A 21,242-nucleotide genomic window follows, 5' to 3' on the forward strand; every position below is an offset into this window, starting at 1 on the left:
AAAAGGAGTGGAGAAACTAATTCAAACCCGGTCAAAAAAGCGTGAAGCAGCGCATCAAGCCTGCGGCGAAATTGACTCAAGTTGTTGCAGCAACAGCGCCGCCTGGGTCCGGGTGCGTACGTTCAGTTTACGGAAGATCGCCGTGACGTGGGCCTTGATGGTGGCCTCCGACACGTTCAGTTCATAGGCAATCTGCTTGTTCAGCAAGCCTTCGCAGACCATGGTCAACACCCGGAACTGCTGCGGTGTAAGGCTGGCCAGGCCCGCGCTGGCGGCCTTGGCTTCTTCGGACACACTCACCGCTTCGAACGCCTGGGGAGGCCAGCAGACGTCGCCGTCCAGGACCGCCTTCACGGCCTTTTGAATCATTTCAAGGGAACTGGACTTGGGTATGAAGCCACTGGCGCCGAACTCCCGGGCCTTGACCATCACCGAGGCTTCTTCCTGGGCCGAGACCATGACCACGGGGATCTGCGGATATTGGCCGCGCAACAGCACCAGCCCTGAAAAACCATAGGCACCGGGCATGTTCAGGTCCAGCAGCACCAGGTCCCAGTCGGCCTTGTCCGTCAGCCGGGCCTCCAGTTCCGCGATGCTGGCCACCTCCGTCAACCGGACAGCCGGGCCAAGGCCCAGGGTCACTGCCTGATGCAACGCGCTGCGAAAAAGCGGGTGGTCATCGGCAATCAGGATTTCGTATGTGGCCATTTTTCAAATGATCCTGTTTTTAATGGCAGGCCCGATGCATTCGCGCCTCGCCAAGACAACTCGAGACACCGCCCGGCGACGGCATCCACAGGGGCACGTTCAACGCCAAACATAGCGTTTCAAACAGTGGGCGGCGCCCTGGTCGGCGCCAAGCATGCCCAGCGAAGCCAGGGTGGTCAAGCAGCACGGCCGCCCCTTTGTCCAGTATGGGCCACTATTGGGCCAATACTGCCTGCGGCGTACGGATGAAGGGTTGCAACTCGGCATGGGCCGGGGTCGACAGGTTCACCTCCCGCTGGCCCTTGGCGCCCAGGTAATGCTGGCTGAACACATCGAAATAGGCATCCAGGGCCGACGCGGCGTCGCTGTCCCCCGCCAACTCCAGGCACAACGCCGCCACCTCAGCGGTGCACAAGTGCTCGCTGCGGGTCGATCGGCGCAAGCGGTAGCGCGACAGTTTGTCGGGGAGCAGGCTCAGGATCGGCAGCCGGTCGAAATACGGGCTTTTACGGAAAATCTTCCGCGCCTCCGTCCAGGTCGCGTCCAGCAGGATGAACAGCGGACGCTTGGCGTGATCGAGATCCACCGTATGGGTGACTCGCGATGGCTCGACATATTCGCCGGGGAACACCAGGTACGGTTGCCATTGCGGATCGTTCAGCAACGCCAGCAGTTGCTCATCGACCTCGGTGCGCGACCAGATGAACGCATGGTTGTCGCGCACCACATCGGCAATCAGCCAACCGGTATTGCTGGGCTTGAACACTTCCTTGTTGGTCATGATCAAACAAACCCCGGAACGGGTCTCGACACTCGGACGCCAGGCGCACAGGCAATGGCTCTCGATCACACGGCAGGCGCTGCAACGGGGCGCGCGCCAGCCCCGGGCCTGAATCGGCTTGATGCCTTCATCGATGCGCTGGTCGCGCAGGCGGGCTACGGCGTTAGGGGCGTGATTCATCGTGGGCAACGCCGACGGACAGGAAAACTCGACACGAACAACACTCGGCAGGGCAATAAAGGCCGGCATTCTACCAGAGCGCACGAACCTGTACCGTCCACACGGGCTCCCCTATAATCCCCGGCCACTGAACGCACAGTCATGTGATCGGTCGAACCACCAGTCACTGAACCAGGAGAGTTTCATGCTGCGCCTTATCGTCCCTACCGTTGCCGTTTTGCTGGCGACGTCCATCAGCGCTCAGGCCGCGTCGCTGAAAGAACTCGAACTGAACAAGATGCTGCAGAACGTTGCCAAGGAAAGCAGCGTCGGCACGCCACGGGCGATCAACGAAGACATTCTCGACCAAGGTTATACCGTCGAAGGCACCGAGCTGATCAACCACCTCAGCGTGCAAAGCAGCCATGCCCAGAAAATGCGCGCAGACCCCAAGGCCGTGTATTTCCAACTGGGTTCCACGGTGTGCACCAATCCGGGCTTTCGCAAGTTGATGGCCAAGGGCGCGACGATGCGCTATGAATTTACCGAGGTTAAGACCAACCGTCCGGTCGCGACCGAACGCTTCCAGGAATCGGATTGCCCGAAACCCGCCAAGACGAAGAAGTAATCAACCCGAGCTTGCGCGCCGCTGCTCATCGTCGGCGCGCAGTTCCGCCACCAGCGCCTGCAGATAGCGCGAGCGCCATGCTCGCCCGCCCAGCCGGCGACAGCATTCTTCCTCAAGACTCACCCGATTGGCCTGTGCCGATTCCAACAGCATCAAGTACAACTGCCTGTCGAGTTCCAGAGTCACCCTGGCCATCTCTCCCGCCTCCCTGCCCGATCCGCTTCAATCCATCACGTGGCACCCAGCCCTGGGCGTCAATTACGTTGGCACGCTTGTTATCAGTAAATCAGAGCGACACGCAGTCGGCCGGCAATCTGACGAGCGGCGCGATATTGCCGTGCGCTTATCCAGCGGTTGCCAACGGTCACTTTTGAGCGCCATGATCAGGACAGCAAAGATCGGCTAGATTCAAAAGTATTCTTAGCAGTTGCACCGGGCAGAAAGAGCCTGTCCGGCCAACACTTTGGCGTGCTTGTTTTTATCAAAGGGAAAAACAGAACCCGTTGGATGGCTTGGTCGCCCTGCCTCAGACCGCGTCAAGCCAGGTCAGCCGCCAGCCGATGCCTGGGCTGACAACGACACACGGAGTGTCGTGGCCCGAACGAATCTCTCGTTCGGGCCGGGGTCCTGTTAAGAAGGAGAAGCTGAATGCCTTATAAACCGAATGACCTGCTCAATCGTCATTTTGAGAATCACGGCCACGACCTCACCCGCAAGGTCGAAGAACAACTCAACCTGGTATCCCCCGACAGCCCCAACCTCCCCATTTACCGCGACATGATCCTGACTGTGCTGCGCATGGCCCAGGAGGATCACAACCGCTGGAATGCCAAGATTACGCTGCAAGCCCTAAGGGAATTGGAACAGGCCTTTCGTACGCTCGAACAATTCAAGGGCCGGCGCAAGGTTACAGTCTTCGGCTCGGCCCGAACGCCCATCGAACATCCTCTGTACGGCCTGGCCCGAGAGTTGGGCGCTGCGCTGGCCCGCTCGGACATGATGGTCATCACCGGTGCCGGCGGTGGCATCATGGCTGCGGCCCATGAAGGCGCAGGGCGTGACCATAGCCTGGGATTCAATATCACCCTGCCTTTCGAACAGCACGCAAACCCGACCGTTGAAGGCACGTCGAATCTGTTGCCATTCCACTTCTTCTTTACCCGCAAACTGTTTTTCGTCAAGGAGGCCGACGCACTGGTGCTCTGTCCCGGCGGTTTCGGCACGCTTGATGAGGCGCTGGAAGTCCTGACGCTGATCCAGACCGGTAAAAGCCCATTGGTACCGGTGGTCCTGCTGGATGTTCCCGGAGGCAAGTTCTGGCAAGGCGCCCTGGATTTTATCCGCGAGCAGTTGGAGGAGAATCGCTACATCCTGCCCACAGACATGAAGCTCATGCGCCTGGTATACAACGCCGAGGAGGCCGTGGAAGAGATCAACCAGTTCTACCGCAACTTCCATTCCAGTCGCTGGCTCAAGCACCAGTTCGTGATCCGCATGAATCACAAGCTAAGCGAACAGGCGGTGCAGCAGATGCAGGTGGATTTTGCCGACCTGTGCCTGAACGACTGTTTTCATCAACATGACTACAGCGGTGAAGAGCACGACGAGGCCCGATTCAGTCATCTGACACGGCTGACGTTCACCTTCAACGCTCGCAACCACGGTCGCTTGAGGGAGCTGGTGGATTACATCAACCTGCCGGAAAACTGGGCCCAGCCCACCCAGAAGACCCACCCCCTCACATGGGAGCCGATCAAGGTAACCTGAGCCATAAAAAAACGGCCCGCTATCGAAATAGCGGGCCGTTTTTATTAATCATCCATACCGCGACCGCTGAACAAGCGGTTGATCATTTCCATGGAGTACCCTCGGTACGCCAGGAAACGCCCCTGCTTGGCTCGCTCCCGTGCATCGATGGGCAAATGCCCTGAGAACTTGCGACGCCAGGTGTCCGTCAGTTGCTCCTGCCAATCGATACCGCTTTCGCGCAAGGCAAGTTCGATGTCCGGGCGTTGCAAGCCGCGTTGGCCCAGTTCCTCACGAATGCGTAAAGGACCATAGCCGGAGCGAGCACGATAAGCGACGAAGCTTTCCAGGTAACGGGACTCCGACAGCAAGCCCTCTTCAGTCAAGCGGTCGAGGGCTGTGTCGATCAACTCATCGGCTGCGCCGCGCTGACGCAGTTTACGCGTCAGCTCGACCCGACCGTGCTCGCGTCTGGCGAGCAGGTCCATCGCGGTTCGCCGCACCGCGACGAGGGTATCGAGTACGACGGTCATCGGATCAATCAGATGTCGGCATCAGCCAGGTCGTCAACGGGCTCGCGATTAGCCACGGACTTGACGTCTGCCACCGGGCTCAACAGCTTGTCACGCAGCTGCTTCTCGAGGGCCGCGGCAACTTCCGGGTTATCCGCCAGGAACTTGGCCGAGTTGGCCTTGCCCTGACCGATCTTGGTGCCGTTGTAGGCGTACCAGGCGCCCGACTTCTCGACGAAACCGTGCAACACACCCAGGTCGATCATCTCGCCATTGAGGTAGATTCCCTTGCCGTAAAGAATCTGGAACTCGGCCTGACGGAACGGCGAAGCCACCTTGTTCTTCACGACCTTGACGCGGGTTTCGCTGCCGACCACTTCGTCACCTTCTTTCACCGCGCCGGTACGGCGGATGTCGAGGCGAACCGAGGCGTAGAACTTCAGTGCGTTACCACCGGTGGTGGTTTCCGGGCTGCCGAACATCACGCCGATCTTCATACGGATCTGGTTGATGAAGATCACCAGGCAGTTGGCATTCTTGATGTTACCGGTGATTTTACGCAGGGCCTGGGACATCAGGCGAGCCTGGAGGCCCACGTGCATGTCGCCCATTTCACCTTCGATTTCAGCCTTTGGCACCAGTGCAGCCACGGAGTCGACGATGATCACGTCAACCGCATTGGAACGCACCAGCATGTCGGTGATTTCCAGGGCTTGTTCGCCGGTGTCCGGCTGGGAAACCAGCAGGTCGTCGACGTTGACACCCAGTTTGCCGGCGTATTCCGGGTCCAGGGCGTGTTCGGCATCGACGAAGGCGCAGGTCGCACCGGCTTTTTGGGCCTGGGCGATCACAGACAAGGTCAGTGTGGTTTTACCGGACGATTCAGGACCGTAGATTTCAACGATTCGGCCTTTTGGCAGACCGCCAATGCCTAGCGCAATGTCCAGGCCCAGGGAGCCGGTGGAGATGGAAGGAATAGCCTGACGGTCCTGATCGCCCATACGCATTACGGCACCCTTGCCGAATTGACGTTCGATCTGACCCAAGGCCGCAGCCAAGGCTTTCTTCTTGTTGTCGTCCATTAAAGTCCTCACGTAATCAATAAGGCCTGGCGGCCAACACCTGTATAAGTAGCCAGTATTATTCCACAGCGATCCGGGATCGCCTACCCCTGATTTGAGATTTCTACGGCGGCATGTTGTAACAGCCCGTCTAGCGCGGCCTTCACCGTTTGTCGGCGGACCTCGTCGCGGTTGCCTGGGAAGAGTTTCCGCTCGCTGTACACCGCCTCGCCGACCCTCCAGGCGATCCACACGGTACCCACCGGTTTGCTCGGCGAGCCCCCGTCCGGCCCGGCCACGCCGCTGACCGCCACGGCAAACCGCGCCAGGCTTTTGCGCTGGGCACCTAGCGCCATGGCCTCGACCACCTCGCGGCTGACCGCCCCCACCTTTTCGAACAACTCGGCGGGCACATCCAACTGCTGGCTCTTCTGACGATTGGAATAGGTGACATAACCGGCCTCGAACCAGGCCGAACTCCCGGGGATCCGCGTGATGGCCTCGGCAATCCCTCCGCCCGTACAGGACTCGGCTGTGGTCACATGGGCATTGAGCCGCTGCAGGCGCCTGCCCAGTTCCGCGGCCAGTTCGGTAATGTCGTCCATGGTGCTCTCCTGATTCCACGCAATTGGGGCCTACCGTACACGAGCGATCGAAGCTTGCAAGGCTCGCCAGACTACTGACCCAGGGCCCTGATGTAGGCCTGGCAAGCCTGCAACGCGATCAATCCGCGGTCACCGGCGTCGGTGATGGCGATAATTCGTTGAGCATGCGCCGGGTCAAGTCGGGCGCGTGGGGCGCCATGATCCACGCCGCTGGCGCGGGCGGCGGCAGGCACTGCACAACCGGCGGCAACCTCGTCGGCGTCGAGGAGGACTGACAGCCGGACATCGGCAGTAGCAAGGCGATCGCGCAGGCGATCCTGGTCACGTTGGGCATCGCTCAAGGCTCGGTAATGGGTTTGTTCGCTGGCAGCGAGTTGTTGTTCCAGGGTGAGGCGTTTGTCTTGCTCGGCCTTTTGCTGCATCGCAGCCGCCTGGGTGATTTGATTCAGCGTTTCGGCCTGGGCCTGTGCGAGCCGGGCCAACTGGTGACCGTAACGCCAATCCTGGACCCGCCACGCAAGCAGCGCCGAACCGCCGGCCAGCAGCGCGAGCAACACGACAACGCCCAGGGCACGGGATGAAAAGGGCATCAGGTCGAAGGTTGGCACAACACCTCCTTCGCCCGCGCCCACAATTGCAGGCGGTCCTCCAGGCCGTTCAAACCGCCGTTGATACGGCGGGTGATGGTGTTGAACTGATCGCGGTCGGCCAATTCGTTCAAGCCGTTCTGCTCCCAGAACCAGGCGGCGGATTCGGCGGCCCATTGCGGCCGTTCAAGAAGCTCGGGCAAGGCCAGCAGGCGTTCATCGCCGAACAGGCCGAGGCTGCAACGCAGATAGTTGTCGTGGCCGGTAATCTGGATCAGTCCTCGGCCACGATATTCTTGACCGTCACCGTCAGCCTGGGGCGAGTTGCCCAGGCGAACGGCCAGGGTTCCGGTATCGTATTTGCTCAGGTATTGCTCACTGCCCAGCTCGCGTACATAACGCAATTGTCCCGACTCATGACCGGCCTGGGCCAAGAACGCGGCCATGCGTTTGACGCTGGTGATCCGATAGCGGTCCATGGCAGCGTTCAGGGCCAGTGCAAAAACGCTGGCATTGGCGCCGGCGCTCGGGAGGATTTGCAGCAGTTGGGCTCGCGTGACGAGCATGGCATTCTCCTTGATTGTCCCAATGCTGGATCGGCTTCAGAAAAACTGCGTGAGGATCGGTGTGATCTTCATGGAGGAATTCCAGTTATTGAGAAGTTGCAGTCGAGGGCGACCTGTGGGAGCGGGCTTGCTCGCGAAAGCGGCGTGTCAGGCAACATTGATGCTGGATGTTCTGGTGTCTTCGCGAGCAAGCCCGCTCCCACAGGGAGTGGTGGGATCAGGCCTTGGCGTCCAGGCAGGTTGCGTCCATGGTGCAGCGGTAGCTTTTTTCTCGGTCGCCGCTGGCGGTGACTTTGTCGATCGACCAGCGACCGCGCATGAAATCCGGCCAGGACGGGTCCAGCAGTACGATGCCCTCGGCGCACAGCCCCGGGTTACCAGGGCATTCGATCGTCACCTTGAGGGCTTCGCGCAACATCCGGCGCACCTCGCCTTCACCGGCGGCGCGGGCTTCTTCTGCACTCTGGAAGCGCTGGCGCAAGGTCTTGAACGGCGCGATGCCGCTCTCCTCGACCCGCAGCTTGCCCGCCGCCGCATCCCACCAACTGGTCTTGCAGCCGTCGTACTTCGCCCGCGCGGTTTCATCCAGCTTGGCCGAAATGAAAGCGTGGTCGCCCGGGCGATTGTTGGTCGTCACCGACAATTTCATCTCGGGCAGGACTTTGCCCGACAACGACTTCGCCTGGCCGCGCCGGGCCAGCACATACAGCTCGTTGACCGGCTTGGCGACGGCGTCATAACGATGGGCCAGGCGCGTGAGGAACCCCATGTCGGTTTCGTTGGACTGATCGATGTGCTCGATTTTTATCAGCGACAGGTCCGGCGCCACACGGGGCGAAAACCCGTGCCTGGAAGTCAGCTGACGAAACAGCGCCCCCAGGGTCGTCGGACCATGGCTGACGGATCGGCGCTGCTTGAAGCCTGTCTGGTCCGCCGCGCTGAACGGCGCCGCCATGGCCACCAGCACCAGTTGCAGCGGAAACAGGAACGGCGTGCGCCGAGTGATGACGAACTCGCCTTTGTCCACCAGGCCCGATTCCAGGTAACCGACCCGCAGGCCGATTTTCCCACCCAGGCTGGGCAACCCTTCCAGACCGTCCAGGCTGATGGTGAGCGTCAGCTGATCGGACTCGATGCCCGCCGCGTCGACATGCTCCCACTTGAGCAGGCGTTCGTTGAGCAGCGCGGCGTTCGCGCCATAAATCTCCACCGCCGGCGTAAAACCCAATGCCATGTCGCCTCCTTAATCCCAGGCCGAAACCGGTGGGGTTGCCACGGGCTTGAGGTCCACTTCCGGCAAGACCACCCACACACCCGCCGGCAATACCGGGCCCCATTCAGCCAATCCGGGATTGAGACGCCAGAGCGCCTCCTCGACGAGGTCGTCGCAACGTTCCAGCTCCCGATAGAGCAATAGATTCACCGAATCACCGGCGATACTTCGAACCCTACGCATTGGCGAACTCCTTCAAATCAACCACCCAGCCCACCACCATCGCCGTGCCGTCATCAATGATTGCGGTCTGGGTTTCCGTGACATTGTTGATCTGCCACAGGCCCCAGTTGCGGCCGATGCCATCGACCAACGGCAGTGGGACGCGCTGCGCCTGCAACGCGCGCAACTCATCGAGGCGATCCATGGCGGTGGCGTACATCGATTTGCCGGTGATCGTCAGCCCTTGCAGGCCTTGGCCGATCTGGCTGGACTTGGGCTTGCTGGTGAGGATGTCGATGTTTTTCCAGCCGCCATCCGAGGTGTGTACCAACTGGTGGTACGCAAAATTTCTCGACAGGCCAAAGATGAAACTGCCGAGGGCCATTTGTTGACGCATCACGTACCTCCGTCGGTCAGGGCCGCGTCACTGCGCATGGCCAGTGAGTTGGGCATGGATGTCAGGCCGAACTGGCCGGTGATCTGTTGCACCACCAGGTTCGCCAACTGGCTCGCACTGGCCTGGTCCTGGCCGTTGATGTAGATGTTGGCGGTCATGGTGTTTTGCTGGGTGGTTGCCTGGGTGCTGGCCAGGTCTTTGCTGACCTGCTCTGGCGCGGCGAGCCTGTCGACCGGGGCGACGAGTTTTTCGCCCAGTGACGCGCCGGCATCGCTCCCCAGCCAGCCGCCTAGCAGTCCGCCAAGCACGCCACCAATGGCAGTGCCGAGCACCGGCACGACACTCCCCAACGCAGCACCGGCCGCAGCCCCCGCAGCAGCGCCGGCCCAGCCGCCACCTGCGGCGCCCAGGCCTGCGCCCATCATTCGTTTGTCGCCGGTCAGCACTCCCTCGGCCACATCAGCGACGGCACCAACGACTTTTAATGGGCCTGGCGCCCTGCGAGTCATCGAGCGTAACGAGGCGGTTGGCGCGAGTGAAAAACGCCCTGCGCCTCCCAGTGAGCCTCGTGTACTGACGCGTATTTTCGACCCTCTCGGGGATTCGGGACGCTGGTTGGCATTGCTTGTATCCAGCTTGCCCACCCGAGGATTTCTGAAATCTTCGGAGATCGCTTCACCCAATCGACCGGGAAGGTGCGGAGCGGCCCTACCCAACACCCGCTTGGCCACCTGACTGGAGATCTCATCCCCTACCGCCTTGAGCAACGCGCCCACCAGCGGTTTGATCGCCGCGCCGATCAACACGATGGCCGCGGCGGCTTTGGGTGAGGACTCTGCCAATTCACTCATGCCATCGGCGAGCGAACCCAGCCCCTGAAATGAGCTACCCGCCGAAGGCATCAGCGCGTTTCCCGTGGCCAACGACAAACGCTCGTTACGGGCGTTGAGGATATTCAGTTGGCCTTGATGGGTTTTCGAAAGCGCCAATGCATCCTGCCGCACCGAACCGTCGTTGCCCAATTGTGAAGTGGCGTATTGGCCTGGGTCTTTCACCTGCAAGAAAGCTGCGTTCACATCGGACAGCTTCTGCGCCATGCGCAGCACGGCTTCATCGCCATTGCTGAATAACGTCGTGGCAAGGGCCGAGCGCCTTTCGGCCGGTTGCGCGTTCAAGGCCGCCAGCACCGTCATCATCGTGCCAGGCGCCGTTTCCTTGTCACGCAAGCCGCTCGCCACCGCCGTGGGTTCCAGGCCCAACTGTTTCCAAGCCGTTTGCTCGGTGGCGGAGACTTGGCCACCCTTGCCCAGGGCCGTCGCGAAGCTATCCAGCGCCACGCCGGCTTCCGCTTGTTTGGTCCCGGTATTGAGCAATGCCGCCGTTACCGCTGCGGCTTGGGCAGGGGCCAGGCCTGCCGTCGTTGCAGCCGCACCGTCACGCTGCAAGACCGCGCCGATCTCGGCCGGTTTCGCACCATCGGGTAGCTTGCCCAACTGGTTGGTTGCATCCGCCAAGTCAAAGGCTTGAGCGCCGCTGAGCTTCATGGAGATGCGCCAGTCGGCCAGCATCTCGGCAACCTCCATGGCCGGCCTCCTGAACGCCGTCGCGATGACGGCAGCATCCGAGGCGAAACGCGACAGCTCCGACGGTCGGTCCGAGGCCTTGGCTAAATCGTTGCCGATGCCTTTGCTGGCCGCCAGGCTTTGCATTCTCACCACTTCAACCGCCGTGGTGCCCCCGGCCGCCACCAACTGAGCGGTGGCGACATGCCGGATTGACTCAGTCGTCTGTTCGATCTGGCGAGGGCTAAATCCGGTGACCTGCTTCAGATCGGCCATGGCCGAGTCCATCGCTATCGCAGGTTTGAGCAGCGCCGGTGGTTCAATACCGCCACTGGACTTGCCCTTTGACTCACCAGCCGACTCGCCCTTGGCGCCGGCGCCCATTGTTTGGGAGAACAATCGTTGCGCCGAAAGCTTCACGGTCAGCGATTCGATCGCCGTGGTCAGCAGTCCGAGCTTGAGACCGAGTGTCTCCAATGCCAGATCGAGGCTCGCCAGTTGATCCCTGGCGAACGCGCCTTGTGCCGACACGCCACTGGTGAGGCTGGCATTACCGAACGCCAACCCAGGCTCATTGAAGGTTGCGTATTTGAGCGAATATCTATCGTCCGCCATCCCGCTCTACTCCTGTTTCACGCCAAGGCGAGTGATCGCGATGTCGTAGCGGCGCAAGGCCTTGCCGGCGTCCCACTCCAGGATTTCCGCCTCACTTACCGAGTAAATGAGCGGCACCACATCGAGGATCACTTCGATGTCGCGCTCCGAAAGAAGTCCGCCGGTTTGTTTAAAAAATCGTCGATGCGTACCTGAAGTTGTGTCCAGTCGGGCACAGTCAGGTGATCGAGGTCGGGGATCATCAGGCCAGTGCAATGGGCGGTGATGAACTCGGCGCGTTCCTTGGCCGTCTTCAGTTTTTTCATCGCCTTGGTGGCACGCAGCACCGGCATTTCCAGGGTCAACGAGGTCAGGCTGCGGCCCGCGATGTCGAGCGGTTGCAGCAGCTGCACCTGATCGGGATCGACCGCTGCGCTGTCCACCGACTCCAGGAAGTGCGACGCCGGGCGGGTGGACATTTCGTGCACGTACTGGGCAATGCTCACGTAGTCCGGGCGCTTGAGCTGGTCGAGTTCCTTGACCGACAGGCCGGTGGCCAGTTTGGCCAGTTCGAAGAACTGATCGTCTTCGTCATCGCCAGCGCGGGCCAGGGCCTCTTTTTGCGCGGCGTAGTACAGAGGCTTGAGTGGGAGCTGCTCGATCTGCGAGCCATCGTCACCGGTGATCGGCGACAGCAGCTCATGGGTAGGAGGCATCCAGGACATGAAATCAGTTCCTTGGTGAATCATGGTGGGCGAGCCACCTGTGGGAGCGGGCTTGCTCGCGAAAGCGGTGTGTCAGTCAACATTGCTGTTGAAGCTGATGGCCTCTTCGCGAGCGAGCCCGCTCCCACAGGGACTGTGTCTAACCGACGGGTTTGTTTAAGGCAGCAACACCGCACGGCGCGCATCGCCAAGAATGTCGACGCCGTTGAGCACGAACTTCTGGGTGCGCACGTCGATGTCGATCACCGGCACGCCATTTTCCAGACGGTTGTAAGTGCGGCAGGACAGCTCAAGATTGGTCTTGGGCTTCTCATTCATTTTCAGCGGGGTTTCCTCGAGGGATTTCAACTTGCCGCCCACCGTGTGATAGGTGAACCAGGTGTTGCCGTCCTGGTCCTGGCCGGCTTCACGCACGTTGAGCAGAATGTCCTCGCCCACCGTCACGCCCAACGCCAGCATGACTTCCGGACCGAGGCCTTGCAGGGTCAGCTTGGCCGTCAGCACCTTGCCGCCCTTGGCCATTTCCTCGCCAATGAAACGGCCGCCACGCATCTCTTCCATGTCGAATTCGATTTTCGGCGGGGTGAAATCTTCCACGGTCGCCGACAACGGCAGGCCTTGCAGGGTGGCCGCGATGGCCTGTCTTACGCGGTTGGTAAACATTAGAGAACGTCCTCCAGGAACTGCTCGATGATTTCATCGCGGGCATTGAGTTGATAAATCATGTGTTCGTTCGGTGCGTAGCGGCCGTAGTCGATGACCACGTACCAGGTGCCGTTCTTGTACTTCTCGACGCTGTTCAATTCCGGGTGCAGGTACACGCTGCCGCCCGGAATGGTTTCGTCGGCCACCAGGGTTTGCAGCCAGTCGTTGATGCGCTTGACCTCCTGGTCCATGAACGATTTGGTCAGGTTCTTGGCCATGGCTTTCTGGCCGGCCTTCACCAGCTTGCGGCTGATGGCATCTTCCAGGCCGACGTAGCTGATGAACTTGCCGGTGATGGAGCGGTTGCCCAGCAGCGAGAAGCCGCCGAGGATGGTCCGGGCGTAGTAGCTGACGCCGTAGCGGTTGAGCAGATCGCCTTCGGTGGAGGTGTCGAGGATGTTGTATTCGACGGTGCGCGAAACGTCCTCGGCGAAGGTCACCTGGTTGCCCGGGCTCTCCCACTGCTTGACCTTGGCAAGCGCGGCGATGGCCAGGCTCGACGGGGCCAGGAAGACGTTTTTCTTCGCCGCCTTGGAATACACCGCCGGCATGTTGTGCACCACCAGGCAACGGTCGAAACCGAGGTCGGCCCCGCCCAGCTCCTGGCTGTAGGTCACTTGGTCGGCGACCGCGGCGTCCTTGCCATCGAGCACCACACGAGCCTTGATGCGCTTGCCAAACGAAGCGAATTCGCTGGCCACGGCCTTGGTGCCGGTGAAGCCCGGCGCGCCGATAATCGTCAGGTCTTCCGCGACGCCACTCAACGCGGCCAGGCCCAACTTGCGCCCGGTCTGCGCCTCGATGCCGCCGATCACGTTGTTCTGCGTGTCGGCCAGTGTCGCGCCCTCTTCGACGATGACCACATAGACCGGCACCTTGACCACTTTGAGGATCTGGTAGACCGCCTGGAACAACGTACCCGCCTCGGCACCGGTCGGGTCCAACTGGGCCTGGGTGGTGAAGCTGTTGATACGGAACGGGGTGTTTTTCGGAATCAGCGGGTTGGCATTCGGCGCGGTGCCGACCAGACCGATGACGTTGTCACCCAGGCCACCCATGGCCTCGGGAGATTCGGTGGCATTGACGGTAATGCCGTTGTGCTCGAAGTTCAAAACCTCAGCCATGGTTATTCAGCCTTCTTGGTGGTGGCCTTCACGGCCTTGGTGATTGGGGTGGCTTGCGTGTCAGCAGCCAACTGCTGCGCATTCAGGACGCTGGTCAGTTCGAGGCGACCGGCACTGCGCAAAGCGCTGGCCTCGACATCCAACAAATCCAATGTCTGGCCGGCGCTAGACCAATGGCCGCCACTGGTAGGAAATGGCAGCAGCACGGTGTATTGCTTACGAATGGGCATCTACGGTCTCTCCAGATGCGAAAACACAAAAGCCCCATAAAAGGGGCTCGATGTGGGCGAAAAAAAACCGCTCTCGCGGTCGTGTTTACTTGATGAAATCTGGCAGCTCGGGCCAGAGCAGCCTGGAAGGTTCTTCATCCGTTTCCGGGATGTCTCGCAAGGCCTGGCGATAAGCCTTGATCTCGGCAAGCTGGGCTTCCGTTGCGGGGAAGTCCGGTAATTGAGTGAAATCCGTGTCTCGCAACCGTTGATTACGGCGCGTGCGAATGGCGGCCCATTCGATTTCAGGCGACGGTACGGCAAGTGGAATTTCGGGTAGGTCATTGTTGGACAGATCAGACATGTTCGTTCCTTAGCTGAAAACAACGGTTTCGGCCAGTGACAACCTGGTGACCAAATCCCCAAGGTTGAACAACCGACCATTGCCCACACGCATGGTGTCAATGCGCACGGTGGTGTAATAAATGTTTGGAATGAGAATGCGCATGACAATATTGCCGTTTGTATCGACATAGACAGAAGGGGTCATGTTTCCAAACGTCGAAGCGTTTTGCAGAACCCGAGTGGGCTGATAGCAATACCCCACCAACGTTTCGTCGATTATTTTGGCTGTGCCGTAGCTGTAACCCTTGATGTTGAACCAGAACATTTCCGAATGAACATTGATGTTAAGCGGCACTTTGAAATGCATGTACACATTTGCGCTGGCACCCAGGTTGGTGGAAACAAAATCACCCTGCGCCGTTGCGCCATAGACGCCGCCAGTTCCGTAGACGTGTCCCTGCAAAACGTTGCGACGAATCGTGCCCAGGGCACTTGGATCCCCTTCTACATCCTTCTGGCTTCGCCATTCGTTGAACTGCGTCAACGCCGTGGCCATGGTCGTATTGATACTGCCAATTTTTCCATTGACCGTCGTGGTCAAGTTGTTGGCCGCTGATACCAGCGACGCGATAGTGGTTTCCAGACTCACATTCAAGTTCCTTGTGCTATTTGATTATTTGGCTTCGAGCGCCATAACCCGAAACATCAGGCCAACGTGTCGCGCCATGTTGTCGATATTGGCGGTAGCCAACGTGGCGATTTCCTCACTCATGAGAATGTTCAGGTTGTCGGACCCGACCACCACCGTGACGCTTTGTGCCGGCAACGGGGAGATATCCAGCGTGAACTTTTGCAACACTCGCGCGGCGGCCGCTTTGTAGGTCAGCAGCTTTCCAGCCACCGAATACACTGCCAACAACGTGCCCGTGGAAAGATAGAAACCGAACTCGCCAATTTCATATTCATCTGGCCCTTCAAACAGCGCAGCCATCCTCAGTTGCCCTGGATCCAGATCTTCGTAATCCACGATCGGCACACGCTGTCGTTCATTGCGAAGCGCCGTTTCCGATCCATTGGGATCGTAGCGGGCGGTGCCGGCCCCGATGTGAGTGATCTCACCTTTCAAGCCTTGGTTTTTCGCCTGCAACACTTCGGCCAGGCCGGCGGAAGTGAAGCGAACCAAGCGCGTAATGTCTTCTGTCATGGCTGCGCCCTGAGGTCGTAATCGTTAATGGTGTAAGGTTGGAAAAAGCCGGTGCTGATAAGTCGTGCATCAAGATCAAGTGATGGCAGCGCCCCCCACAGAAATAGCTCTGCTTCGCTTAATGGTCCATGGGGAGCTGACGCGAGCGCCAGACTGCCCCTCGTTTGATGTACGAGCGTGATAGTGGCCTGGTCGCGTTCGCTCTTGGCGGCATTGATGCGCCGTATCAAGCGATTGTGGTCGCCGCTGGACCAGCTATGGCCGATGATCGCTTGCACATCAAAGGTGTAGGGATGTGCAGGAGGTTGCTGCTCATACCAGGCGACGACATGGGGGATAAACCCCATGGACTCGACGGCATGGCTCAGGGCTCGACGCGTACCCGCCTGACGCTGGATCTGCCAGGACAACGAAACGGTCAGGCGCTTTTCCAGGTCGTCGGCTGCTGCGTCCCATTCACTGACCCCACGATCCGCCGCCAGATAAGGCAAGAACGCCAAAGGCGTCGCCGCCGGGTTCATCAGTTCGGGAAACGGCGGATCGATGCGTTCCAGCAGCCGGGCAAACCCGAGATCCAGCGCCCGCTCCAGCGGTGAGCTGTTGACCGGCAGCAGGCTCGGTCGAGAAGTGTCGTCACTCATAACGTATCCACCTCGACCTCGACGCCCGTGCAGTACGGCGCCTGGAAAGCCGTCGTCACAATCGGCGCAAGCGGTTCGAGAATCTGCAGCTGAACCGCGCCAGCGCTGTGCAGGGTGTAGTCGATCCAGCTCGGGTCCACTCGGCCTTCCAGGCGATGACACGCCTCGGCGTATTCCTGCAATTGCTGCTGTGCGGCAACCTGGGTCAGGCCCGAGTCAGGCCCGGGATTGATCTTCGCCACGACGCGGATTTTGTAAGGTTTGATTTGCGCGGCCTGCACGATGACCAAGTCCGTCTCGGGCCGTACATCCGGTCGGGCGAAGTGCTCGCGGACGCCGTCGAGCAACGCTTCGGACGGCGTTCCATTGCCGTCTCGGGACAGCACCGTGACCGTGACTTCGCCGGGCGCGGTACGGCGTCCGTTACCGTCCTTGATCTGGGCTGCGTAGCTGTCCGGGTCGAAGGTGTAGGTGACCGTCACCACACCCGCCGAGGCGTTCTCGACTTTTACGACGGGACGCTGCCCCAGGGTAAAAATCTCCCGCCGATACTGCATGCGCGAGCCAGCCGCTGGGGCGTGGGGTGCCAGGTAGTAGCGCAACCGCGCATCGTCATCGCTCTCGTAGACAGGGGGGACGGGCGGGAACGCCGCCGGGTCGCCCGGGTCGAGCAATTGGCGTTCGAGCCCCATGTCCGCGAGGCGAGCGTCGAGGTTGGTGCCGGTGGCCCACCACGCCAACATCTGCTTGATGCGGGCGTTGTATTTGCGTTCGTGGGTTTGCAGCCGGACACAGAACGCCTCGAGGGCCAGGGTCAGCAGTTCGCTTTCGTTCTCGAGGCTGTCCACCAACTTGGCGGCGCTGGTGGGCGAGCGTGCGGCGACGTACTCGACCACGAAGGTCTTGAACTCGGCGAGCAAGTCCTCGAACGCTTCGACGGTGACGATGGCCGGTTCGGCCAGTTGGTTCTGGCCGGGTATCAACATGCTCATGTCATCACCTCGAATGTCTGCTTGCGGTTTTTCCAGGTGCCGGCGAAACGCAGCAGCAATCCGGCACCGTGCCGGCTGGCGACGATGACCTGGGGCTCGAAATCGTCGATGCCGTTATGGGGGTTGTAGAACGCTTGGGCCGCATGGCTCTGGGCGAGGATCAGCAGGTCGTCGCCGAGGTTCTGCCCCAGCAACTGGGTGAGTGCGCAGCCATACAACGGTCGCTTCTGGCGAGTGCCCAGCGGCGTGGTCAAGGCACGGGTGGCGCGCTGCACGAACTGCGGCCAGTCGTCGACCGTGGCGCCGGTATTTCGATCGATTCCAATCATGAGGAAATCTCTTATGCGGTACTGATGACGCGTCCCTGGTGATCCACCACCGGGCCGCTCAGGTGCACACCGGAGGCGTCGAGTCGAATGCCGACGGCGCCCAGTTTTAATTCGATGATTTGCGGCGTCATCACCAGGCTCGATGGGCCAATGCTCAACTGGAGCGATTCGCGGGAACCGCTGAACATCGCCGGGCCGTTCTTCCAATGCAGGACATGGCTGGCGTGGTCGTAGCCGTTTTCCGTGCCGTCTTGATAGAGGCGACGCGTCAGCGAGGCCTGGGTCGAGACGGGCGGGAACTGACCGCCATTGAGGCCAAACAACGCCACCGCCTGCCCACCGCTCTCGCCGCCGCCATGGTTGAGTAACAGGCATTGCTCGCCCACGGAGGGAATCCGCGACTCGCTCTGGGCGCCGGCGCTCGGGTTGAAAAAGCGGATCGCCGGCGTGAGCAGTCCGCCATGGCTGACTTTGCAGGTGTTGCTGGCCGCATCGACTTCCTGGCAAACGCCAATGCGGCAGAAACTCTCCGCACGTCGATGCAAGTCTTCCAGCTCGGTTTCCATCTGCGCCAGGCGCTCGATGATCGGCCCCAGATGCATCCGTAACAGCGCATCAAACATGGCTTAGCCCTCGAGTGCGGTGTATTGGTCCGGGTCGTCGATGTTCGACACTTCCCAGGTGCGGGCGAATTTCGGGATGCCCAACGGGTCATCCAATAGCGTCGGGCCGAGGTACAGGGTTTGGCTGAAGGAAAGGGTCCAGGCGGTGTATGACCTTGTCGGGTTGATAAACGTGGATGGCAGGCCATCGATCTCCGTGGGCAAGTCGCATTGATCGCCCGACAGACCCCAGCGGTTATCCATGACCAAGTGCTTCAGCTCAGCGGCCAAATCGCAGGCCTCCCATCCCGGAACGGCCATGACCACTTGCAGGGAAACCGTCAGGACATGGGCGATACGTCCATCGTTGGCGCGGTGGCCGGGTGCATCACGCTCGATGGCAATCAGTACCCAGGGTTGATCGTCGGTGCCATCGAACTCCTGAGGGCTGCCGACTTTCAAGGTGGGATAAGTGGCGCGCAGCGTCTGGGCAATGGCCGAGAACAACTGCGACGGTTTTTCGATAAGGGCAGGCATTGATCGCCTCCTTGTGTAGGGATCAGCGCTGTCGATTCACGGCTGGTCGGGAGGAACGTCTCGCGGAGGGACTTCACACACGCCGATCCGCTTGGCGACCCAGCGCTCGTAAAGACCGATGGCCACATCGGCACCGGCCATGGCGGTCAGGCAACCCAGGGCGCAAGCGCTCCAGATCGACATCCCGAGGGCGTACAACAGCATGGTTGCCGATACGCCGCAGACCACGCAGGCACCGGAGCGCAGAACCACGCGGCGCAGCAACGGCCAGCCACGGGCGCCCTCCTTGTCGGCGCGCCACATCTCGCCGGACACCCCGCCCACCAGAGCGAGCACGATGACCAGCCAGATCGGCATGTCCAGCAACGCTTGTTGCTCGTTTGTCATGTCAGGCTTCCTGGGGGGTGGGTTAGAACGAGAGAATCGATCACGCTATCGAGTGATGAGCATGTCGAGGCTGGTCGCGTCGCAGGAGTTGTTGGCTTTCCTATCGATGACCAGATAAAGCGAAGACGCCGGCGTGACGGCGACGCTGTTCAACATGAACGTGGCGCTACCGCCGTTTGCCAGGCTCCCGGACTGAAGCACGATGTCGCCCAGGTTCAGCGACCAGCCGACACCGTCCCCGCAGGCGTTATGCAGGTCATTAACCCGGCCCAGTACGTTGATATTGCCGGTGACAGGACTGGCCCAGCGGAAGATGCTCTGGCTGTTGGTGCCGGGATGAGCGACCACATCACCCTGCTTGAACACGAAACTGGTGCCCGAGCCGGTGAAGGTGAAGCTTTTCTTGGGAATAGCGATCCAGGAAGCCGGGACGTCGTCCCGCCAGCAAGTTGTTGGATTACCGTTGCACACCTCGGCCTGGAACGTCGGAAAGAGCGTGTAGTTGGCCGAGGCATTCACGCCCGATTTGTTTTGCATGAACGACCAAGGCGAACCTGCCGTTGCCGCTTCGGTCATCAGGTACATGTCCCGGGCCAGGTTCCACGACAGGGCCGTATCAGCCATGGCACTCAGGGATACGAAGGACGACAGAAACACCGTCGCCATCAGGATTTTTTGCAATAGTTTCATCTTCTTGCCTCGGTGAGTGTCATTGAGTACTGGCAGCACGGTTTATTCCGCACGCAGTTCGCTCGACGGCGTTCACTCGAGGCTCAATGGCCTTCACATGATTCAACGTCCCGCACCGGGAACATTGATCTGGAGTTCGGTATTTTCATATATCGATGAATGTTATTTGGTAATCAGCATGTCGATGGTGCTTGAGTCGCAGGAGTAATTGGTCTTTTTATCAAGGACGAAGTAAATGGGCGCAGCGGCGGTGACCGGTACATTGTTAAGGGAAAAAACAGCCCCCGTACCTTTGGCCAAGCTACCCGACTGCAAAACTGCACCGCCCTGATTAAGCGACCATGCGACACCATCACCGCAGGCGCTGTGGATACTGTTGATGCGGCCCAGAATATTGACGGCACCCGTGACAGGGCTGGTCCAGCGGATGATGGTTTGACTATTCATGCCTGGATGAAAAATCACGTTACCTGGCGGAACAGTAAAGCTGCCGTTCCCGCTGTAGTTATAGGTTTCCTTGTGAACGGTTACATGAGCCCCGGATGGAATGTCTTGCCAGCAGGTCGCAGGTTTTCCACCACACACATCGGCCGTAAACGAAGGCAGAAGGATGTAGTTGTCGGGATTATTCACGCCAGAGGCGTTTTCCATGAACGCCCAAGGCGAGCCTGTCGCAACACGCTCCTTTGCGAAGATCACATCTTTTGCCAAGTTCCAAGACAGGGCGGTTTCTGCCCAAGCGTTAACGGATGCACCAGAAAATAGAAACAAGCCCAACAATGCAGCAATCGTAAGTTTTTTCATGAGATCACCTTTTGAGTCGGATAATTTGAACTGCGCGGCTTTAACGCTCATGTCGCTCGACGGCGTTCACTCGAAGCTCAACGGCCTTCACATGATTCAACGTCCCGCATCGGGAACACTTGATCTGGAGTTCGGTGTTCTCGCCCATGCGGGCCAGAAGTTTTTTACAGTGACCGCATCTGAAATCCTTCAGCATCGAAAGCCCTCCCATTGGCAGCGGTTTGAAGTGCCTCGCGGCACAGGCATTCCAAAAAGCCCGGTTGCCCAGGCTTTTCAGTAATACGCTTGATCTTTCGGCGCGACTGGCGCGGTACGGATCCATTCAAATTGTTCCTCCAGCCGCGGTCCCTGCCCGCCGGATAACTGCTTCTGGTGCTTTACGCTGCACACCCGGGCCAGTTGCCAACCCTCTGAACCGTTAAGGCCGGTTCATCGCTGCCTGTTGGTGGAACTAAAGAGCTTTGTTGCCAGCCGCTTTGTCGAGCGGCTTGGACACAGAATATGCATGGATGCATATACAGTCAATGCGTAAATGCATTTATTTATGCGTGTCGAATGCGCAAATGCATGAAGCCCTTGTAAATGCGGGGTCGCGGGTTTCAGGAGG

Annotated in this window: 30 protein-coding genes; 2 read left to right on the top strand and 28 right to left on the bottom strand. The window is 59.9% G+C overall.

Going from position 1 to position 21,242, the window contains the following annotated elements; all coding sequences use genetic code 11:
* Positions 1–54: 54 nt before the first annotated feature.
* Together erdR and HU767_RS06390 are read right to left on the bottom strand one after the other, a co-directional pair.
* Complete coding sequence (gene erdR, locus HU767_RS06385; RefSeq protein WP_186705557.1) at positions 55–708, bottom strand: response regulator transcription factor ErdR; 654 nt, start codon at positions 706–708, stop codon at positions 55–57.
* 214 nt (positions 709–922) lie between these two features.
* On the bottom strand, positions 923–1,669 hold the full coding sequence (locus HU767_RS06390) for a tRNA-uridine aminocarboxypropyltransferase (RefSeq protein WP_186728875.1): 747 nt from the start codon (positions 1,667–1,669) through the stop codon (positions 923–925).
* A gap of 184 nt (positions 1,670–1,853) precedes the next feature.
* Between HU767_RS06390 and HU767_RS06395 the strand changes: the two genes are divergently transcribed.
* The gene (locus HU767_RS06395; protein WP_039594352.1) at positions 1,854–2,276 is read left to right on the top strand and encodes a quorum-sensing-regulated virulence factor family protein; all 423 of its coding nucleotides are present in this window, start codon (positions 1,854–1,856) and stop codon (positions 2,274–2,276) included.
* Here HU767_RS06395 and HU767_RS06400 read toward each other — a convergent pair whose 3' ends face one another.
* Positions 2,277–2,471 (bottom strand): hypothetical protein, encoded by a 195-nt coding sequence (locus HU767_RS06400; RefSeq protein WP_186705555.1) that lies wholly within the window; start codon positions 2,469–2,471, stop codon positions 2,277–2,279.
* A gap of 453 nt (positions 2,472–2,924) precedes the next feature.
* Here HU767_RS06400 and HU767_RS06405 point away from each other — a divergent pair, with 453 nt between their 5' ends.
* Positions 2,925–4,043, top strand: a complete 1,119-nt coding sequence (locus HU767_RS06405) for a TIGR00730 family Rossman fold protein (RefSeq protein ID WP_186728877.1) — start codon at positions 2,925–2,927, stop codon at positions 4,041–4,043.
* 44 nt (positions 4,044–4,087) lie between these two features.
* Here the strand turns inward: HU767_RS06405 and recX are convergent, their stop codons facing one another.
* The 25 genes from recX to HU767_RS06535 all read right to left on the bottom strand — a co-directional run bounded on the left by recX (position 4,088) and on the right by HU767_RS06535 (position 20,831).
* A complete protein-coding gene (gene recX / locus HU767_RS06410) occupies positions 4,088–4,555 on the bottom strand; it encodes a recombination regulator RecX (RefSeq protein WP_186705553.1) in 468 nt (155 codons plus the stop codon).
* A gap of 8 nt (positions 4,556–4,563) precedes the next feature.
* The gene (gene recA, locus HU767_RS06415) at positions 4,564–5,616 is read right to left on the bottom strand and encodes a recombinase RecA (RefSeq protein WP_014336835.1); all 1,053 of its coding nucleotides are present in this window, start codon (positions 5,614–5,616) and stop codon (positions 4,564–4,566) included.
* Positions 5,617–5,699: 83 nt separating this feature from the next.
* The gene (locus HU767_RS06420; protein ID WP_186705552.1) at positions 5,700–6,200 is read right to left on the bottom strand and encodes a CinA family protein; all 501 of its coding nucleotides are present in this window, start codon (positions 6,198–6,200) and stop codon (positions 5,700–5,702) included.
* 71 nt (positions 6,201–6,271) lie between these two features.
* Complete coding sequence (locus HU767_RS06425; RefSeq protein WP_186705551.1) at positions 6,272–6,808, bottom strand: lysis system i-spanin subunit Rz; 537 nt, start codon at positions 6,806–6,808, stop codon at positions 6,272–6,274.
* Positions 6,790–7,353 (bottom strand): glycoside hydrolase family 19 protein, encoded by a 564-nt coding sequence (locus tag HU767_RS06430; protein WP_186728879.1) that lies wholly within the window; start codon positions 7,351–7,353, stop codon positions 6,790–6,792. The genes HU767_RS06425 and HU767_RS06430 overlap by 19 nt, the downstream gene beginning before the upstream one ends.
* 217 nt (positions 7,354–7,570) lie before the next feature.
* Positions 7,571–8,587: a contractile injection system protein, VgrG/Pvc8 family gene (locus HU767_RS06435; protein ID WP_186728881.1), complete on the bottom strand. Its 1,017-nt coding sequence runs from the start codon at positions 8,585–8,587 to the stop codon at positions 7,571–7,573.
* A gap of 9 nt (positions 8,588–8,596) precedes the next feature.
* On the bottom strand, positions 8,597–8,809 hold the full coding sequence (locus HU767_RS06440; RefSeq protein WP_186728883.1) for a tail protein X: 213 nt from the start codon (positions 8,807–8,809) through the stop codon (positions 8,597–8,599).
* On the bottom strand, positions 8,802–9,185 hold the full coding sequence (locus tag HU767_RS06445; protein ID WP_186705531.1) for a phage tail protein: 384 nt from the start codon (positions 9,183–9,185) through the stop codon (positions 8,802–8,804). Before HU767_RS06445 ends, HU767_RS06440 begins: the two co-directional genes overlap by 8 nt.
* Positions 9,185–11,362 carry a phage tail tape measure protein gene (locus HU767_RS06450; protein ID WP_186728885.1) on the bottom strand — a complete coding sequence of 726 codons (2,178 nt, stop codon included), beginning with the start codon at positions 11,360–11,362 and terminating at the stop codon, positions 9,185–9,187. Before HU767_RS06450 ends, HU767_RS06445 begins: the two co-directional genes overlap by 1 nt.
* 128 nt (positions 11,363–11,490) lie before the next feature.
* Positions 11,491–12,066, bottom strand: a complete 576-nt coding sequence (locus HU767_RS06455) for a phage tail assembly protein (protein WP_186705529.1) — start codon at positions 12,064–12,066, stop codon at positions 11,491–11,493.
* A 156-nt stretch (positions 12,067–12,222) separates the two neighbouring features.
* Positions 12,223–12,729, bottom strand: a complete 507-nt coding sequence (locus HU767_RS06460) for a phage major tail tube protein (RefSeq protein ID WP_186705528.1) — start codon at positions 12,727–12,729, stop codon at positions 12,223–12,225.
* A complete protein-coding gene (locus tag HU767_RS06465; RefSeq protein ID WP_018607964.1) occupies positions 12,729–13,895 on the bottom strand; it encodes a phage tail sheath protein FI in 1,167 nt (388 codons plus the stop codon). The genes HU767_RS06460 and HU767_RS06465 overlap by 1 nt, the downstream gene beginning before the upstream one ends.
* A gap of 2 nt (positions 13,896–13,897) precedes the next feature.
* Positions 13,898–14,125: a hypothetical protein gene (locus tag HU767_RS06470; RefSeq protein ID WP_186728887.1), complete on the bottom strand. Its 228-nt coding sequence runs from the start codon at positions 14,123–14,125 to the stop codon at positions 13,898–13,900.
* Between the two features lie 85 nt (positions 14,126–14,210).
* Positions 14,211–14,468: a tail fiber assembly protein gene (locus tag HU767_RS06475; protein ID WP_186705526.1), complete on the bottom strand. Its 258-nt coding sequence runs from the start codon at positions 14,466–14,468 to the stop codon at positions 14,211–14,213.
* 9 nt (positions 14,469–14,477) lie between these two features.
* On the bottom strand, positions 14,478–15,098 hold the full coding sequence (locus HU767_RS06480) for a hypothetical protein (RefSeq protein WP_186705525.1): 621 nt from the start codon (positions 15,096–15,098) through the stop codon (positions 14,478–14,480).
* Between the two features lie 24 nt (positions 15,099–15,122).
* Positions 15,123–15,653 carry a hypothetical protein gene (locus HU767_RS06485; protein WP_186728889.1) on the bottom strand — a complete coding sequence of 177 codons (531 nt, stop codon included), beginning with the start codon at positions 15,651–15,653 and terminating at the stop codon, positions 15,123–15,125.
* Positions 15,650–16,294, bottom strand: a complete 645-nt coding sequence (locus HU767_RS06490; protein WP_186728891.1) for a phage tail protein I — start codon at positions 16,292–16,294, stop codon at positions 15,650–15,652. The genes HU767_RS06485 and HU767_RS06490 overlap by 4 nt, the downstream gene beginning before the upstream one ends.
* On the bottom strand, positions 16,291–17,286 hold the full coding sequence (locus tag HU767_RS06495) for a baseplate J/gp47 family protein (protein WP_186728893.1): 996 nt from the start codon (positions 17,284–17,286) through the stop codon (positions 16,291–16,293). The genes HU767_RS06490 and HU767_RS06495 overlap by 4 nt, the downstream gene beginning before the upstream one ends.
* Positions 17,283–17,615, bottom strand: a complete 333-nt coding sequence (locus HU767_RS06500; RefSeq protein ID WP_186728895.1) for a phage baseplate protein — start codon at positions 17,613–17,615, stop codon at positions 17,283–17,285. Before HU767_RS06500 ends, HU767_RS06495 begins: the two co-directional genes overlap by 4 nt.
* A gap of 11 nt (positions 17,616–17,626) precedes the next feature.
* Positions 17,627–18,238, bottom strand: a complete 612-nt coding sequence (locus tag HU767_RS06505; RefSeq protein ID WP_186728896.1) for a phage baseplate assembly protein V — start codon at positions 18,236–18,238, stop codon at positions 17,627–17,629.
* A gap of 3 nt (positions 18,239–18,241) precedes the next feature.
* The gene (locus HU767_RS06510) at positions 18,242–18,754 is read right to left on the bottom strand and encodes a hypothetical protein (protein WP_186705519.1); all 513 of its coding nucleotides are present in this window, start codon (positions 18,752–18,754) and stop codon (positions 18,242–18,244) included.
* A gap of 36 nt (positions 18,755–18,790) precedes the next feature.
* Entirely contained in the window at positions 18,791–19,141 is a 351-nt protein-coding gene (locus HU767_RS06515; protein WP_123342521.1) for a phage holin family protein, read from the bottom strand.
* Between the two features lie 45 nt (positions 19,142–19,186).
* On the bottom strand, positions 19,187–19,831 hold the full coding sequence (locus HU767_RS06520; protein ID WP_186728898.1) for a hypothetical protein: 645 nt from the start codon (positions 19,829–19,831) through the stop codon (positions 19,187–19,189).
* 162 nt (positions 19,832–19,993) lie between these two features.
* Complete coding sequence (locus tag HU767_RS06530; RefSeq protein ID WP_238349421.1) at positions 19,994–20,686, bottom strand: hypothetical protein; 693 nt, start codon at positions 20,684–20,686, stop codon at positions 19,994–19,996.
* Entirely contained in the window at positions 20,676–20,831 is a 156-nt protein-coding gene (locus HU767_RS06535; protein ID WP_186728984.1) for a Com family DNA-binding transcriptional regulator, read from the bottom strand. The genes HU767_RS06530 and HU767_RS06535 overlap by 11 nt, the downstream gene beginning before the upstream one ends.
* Positions 20,832–21,242 lie beyond the last annotated feature (411 nt).

Origin of the sequence: Pseudomonas sp. SWRI179, from assembly GCF_014268705.1 — a bacterium.
GTDB lineage: Bacteria > Pseudomonadota > Gammaproteobacteria > Pseudomonadales > Pseudomonadaceae > Aquipseudomonas > Aquipseudomonas zanjanensis.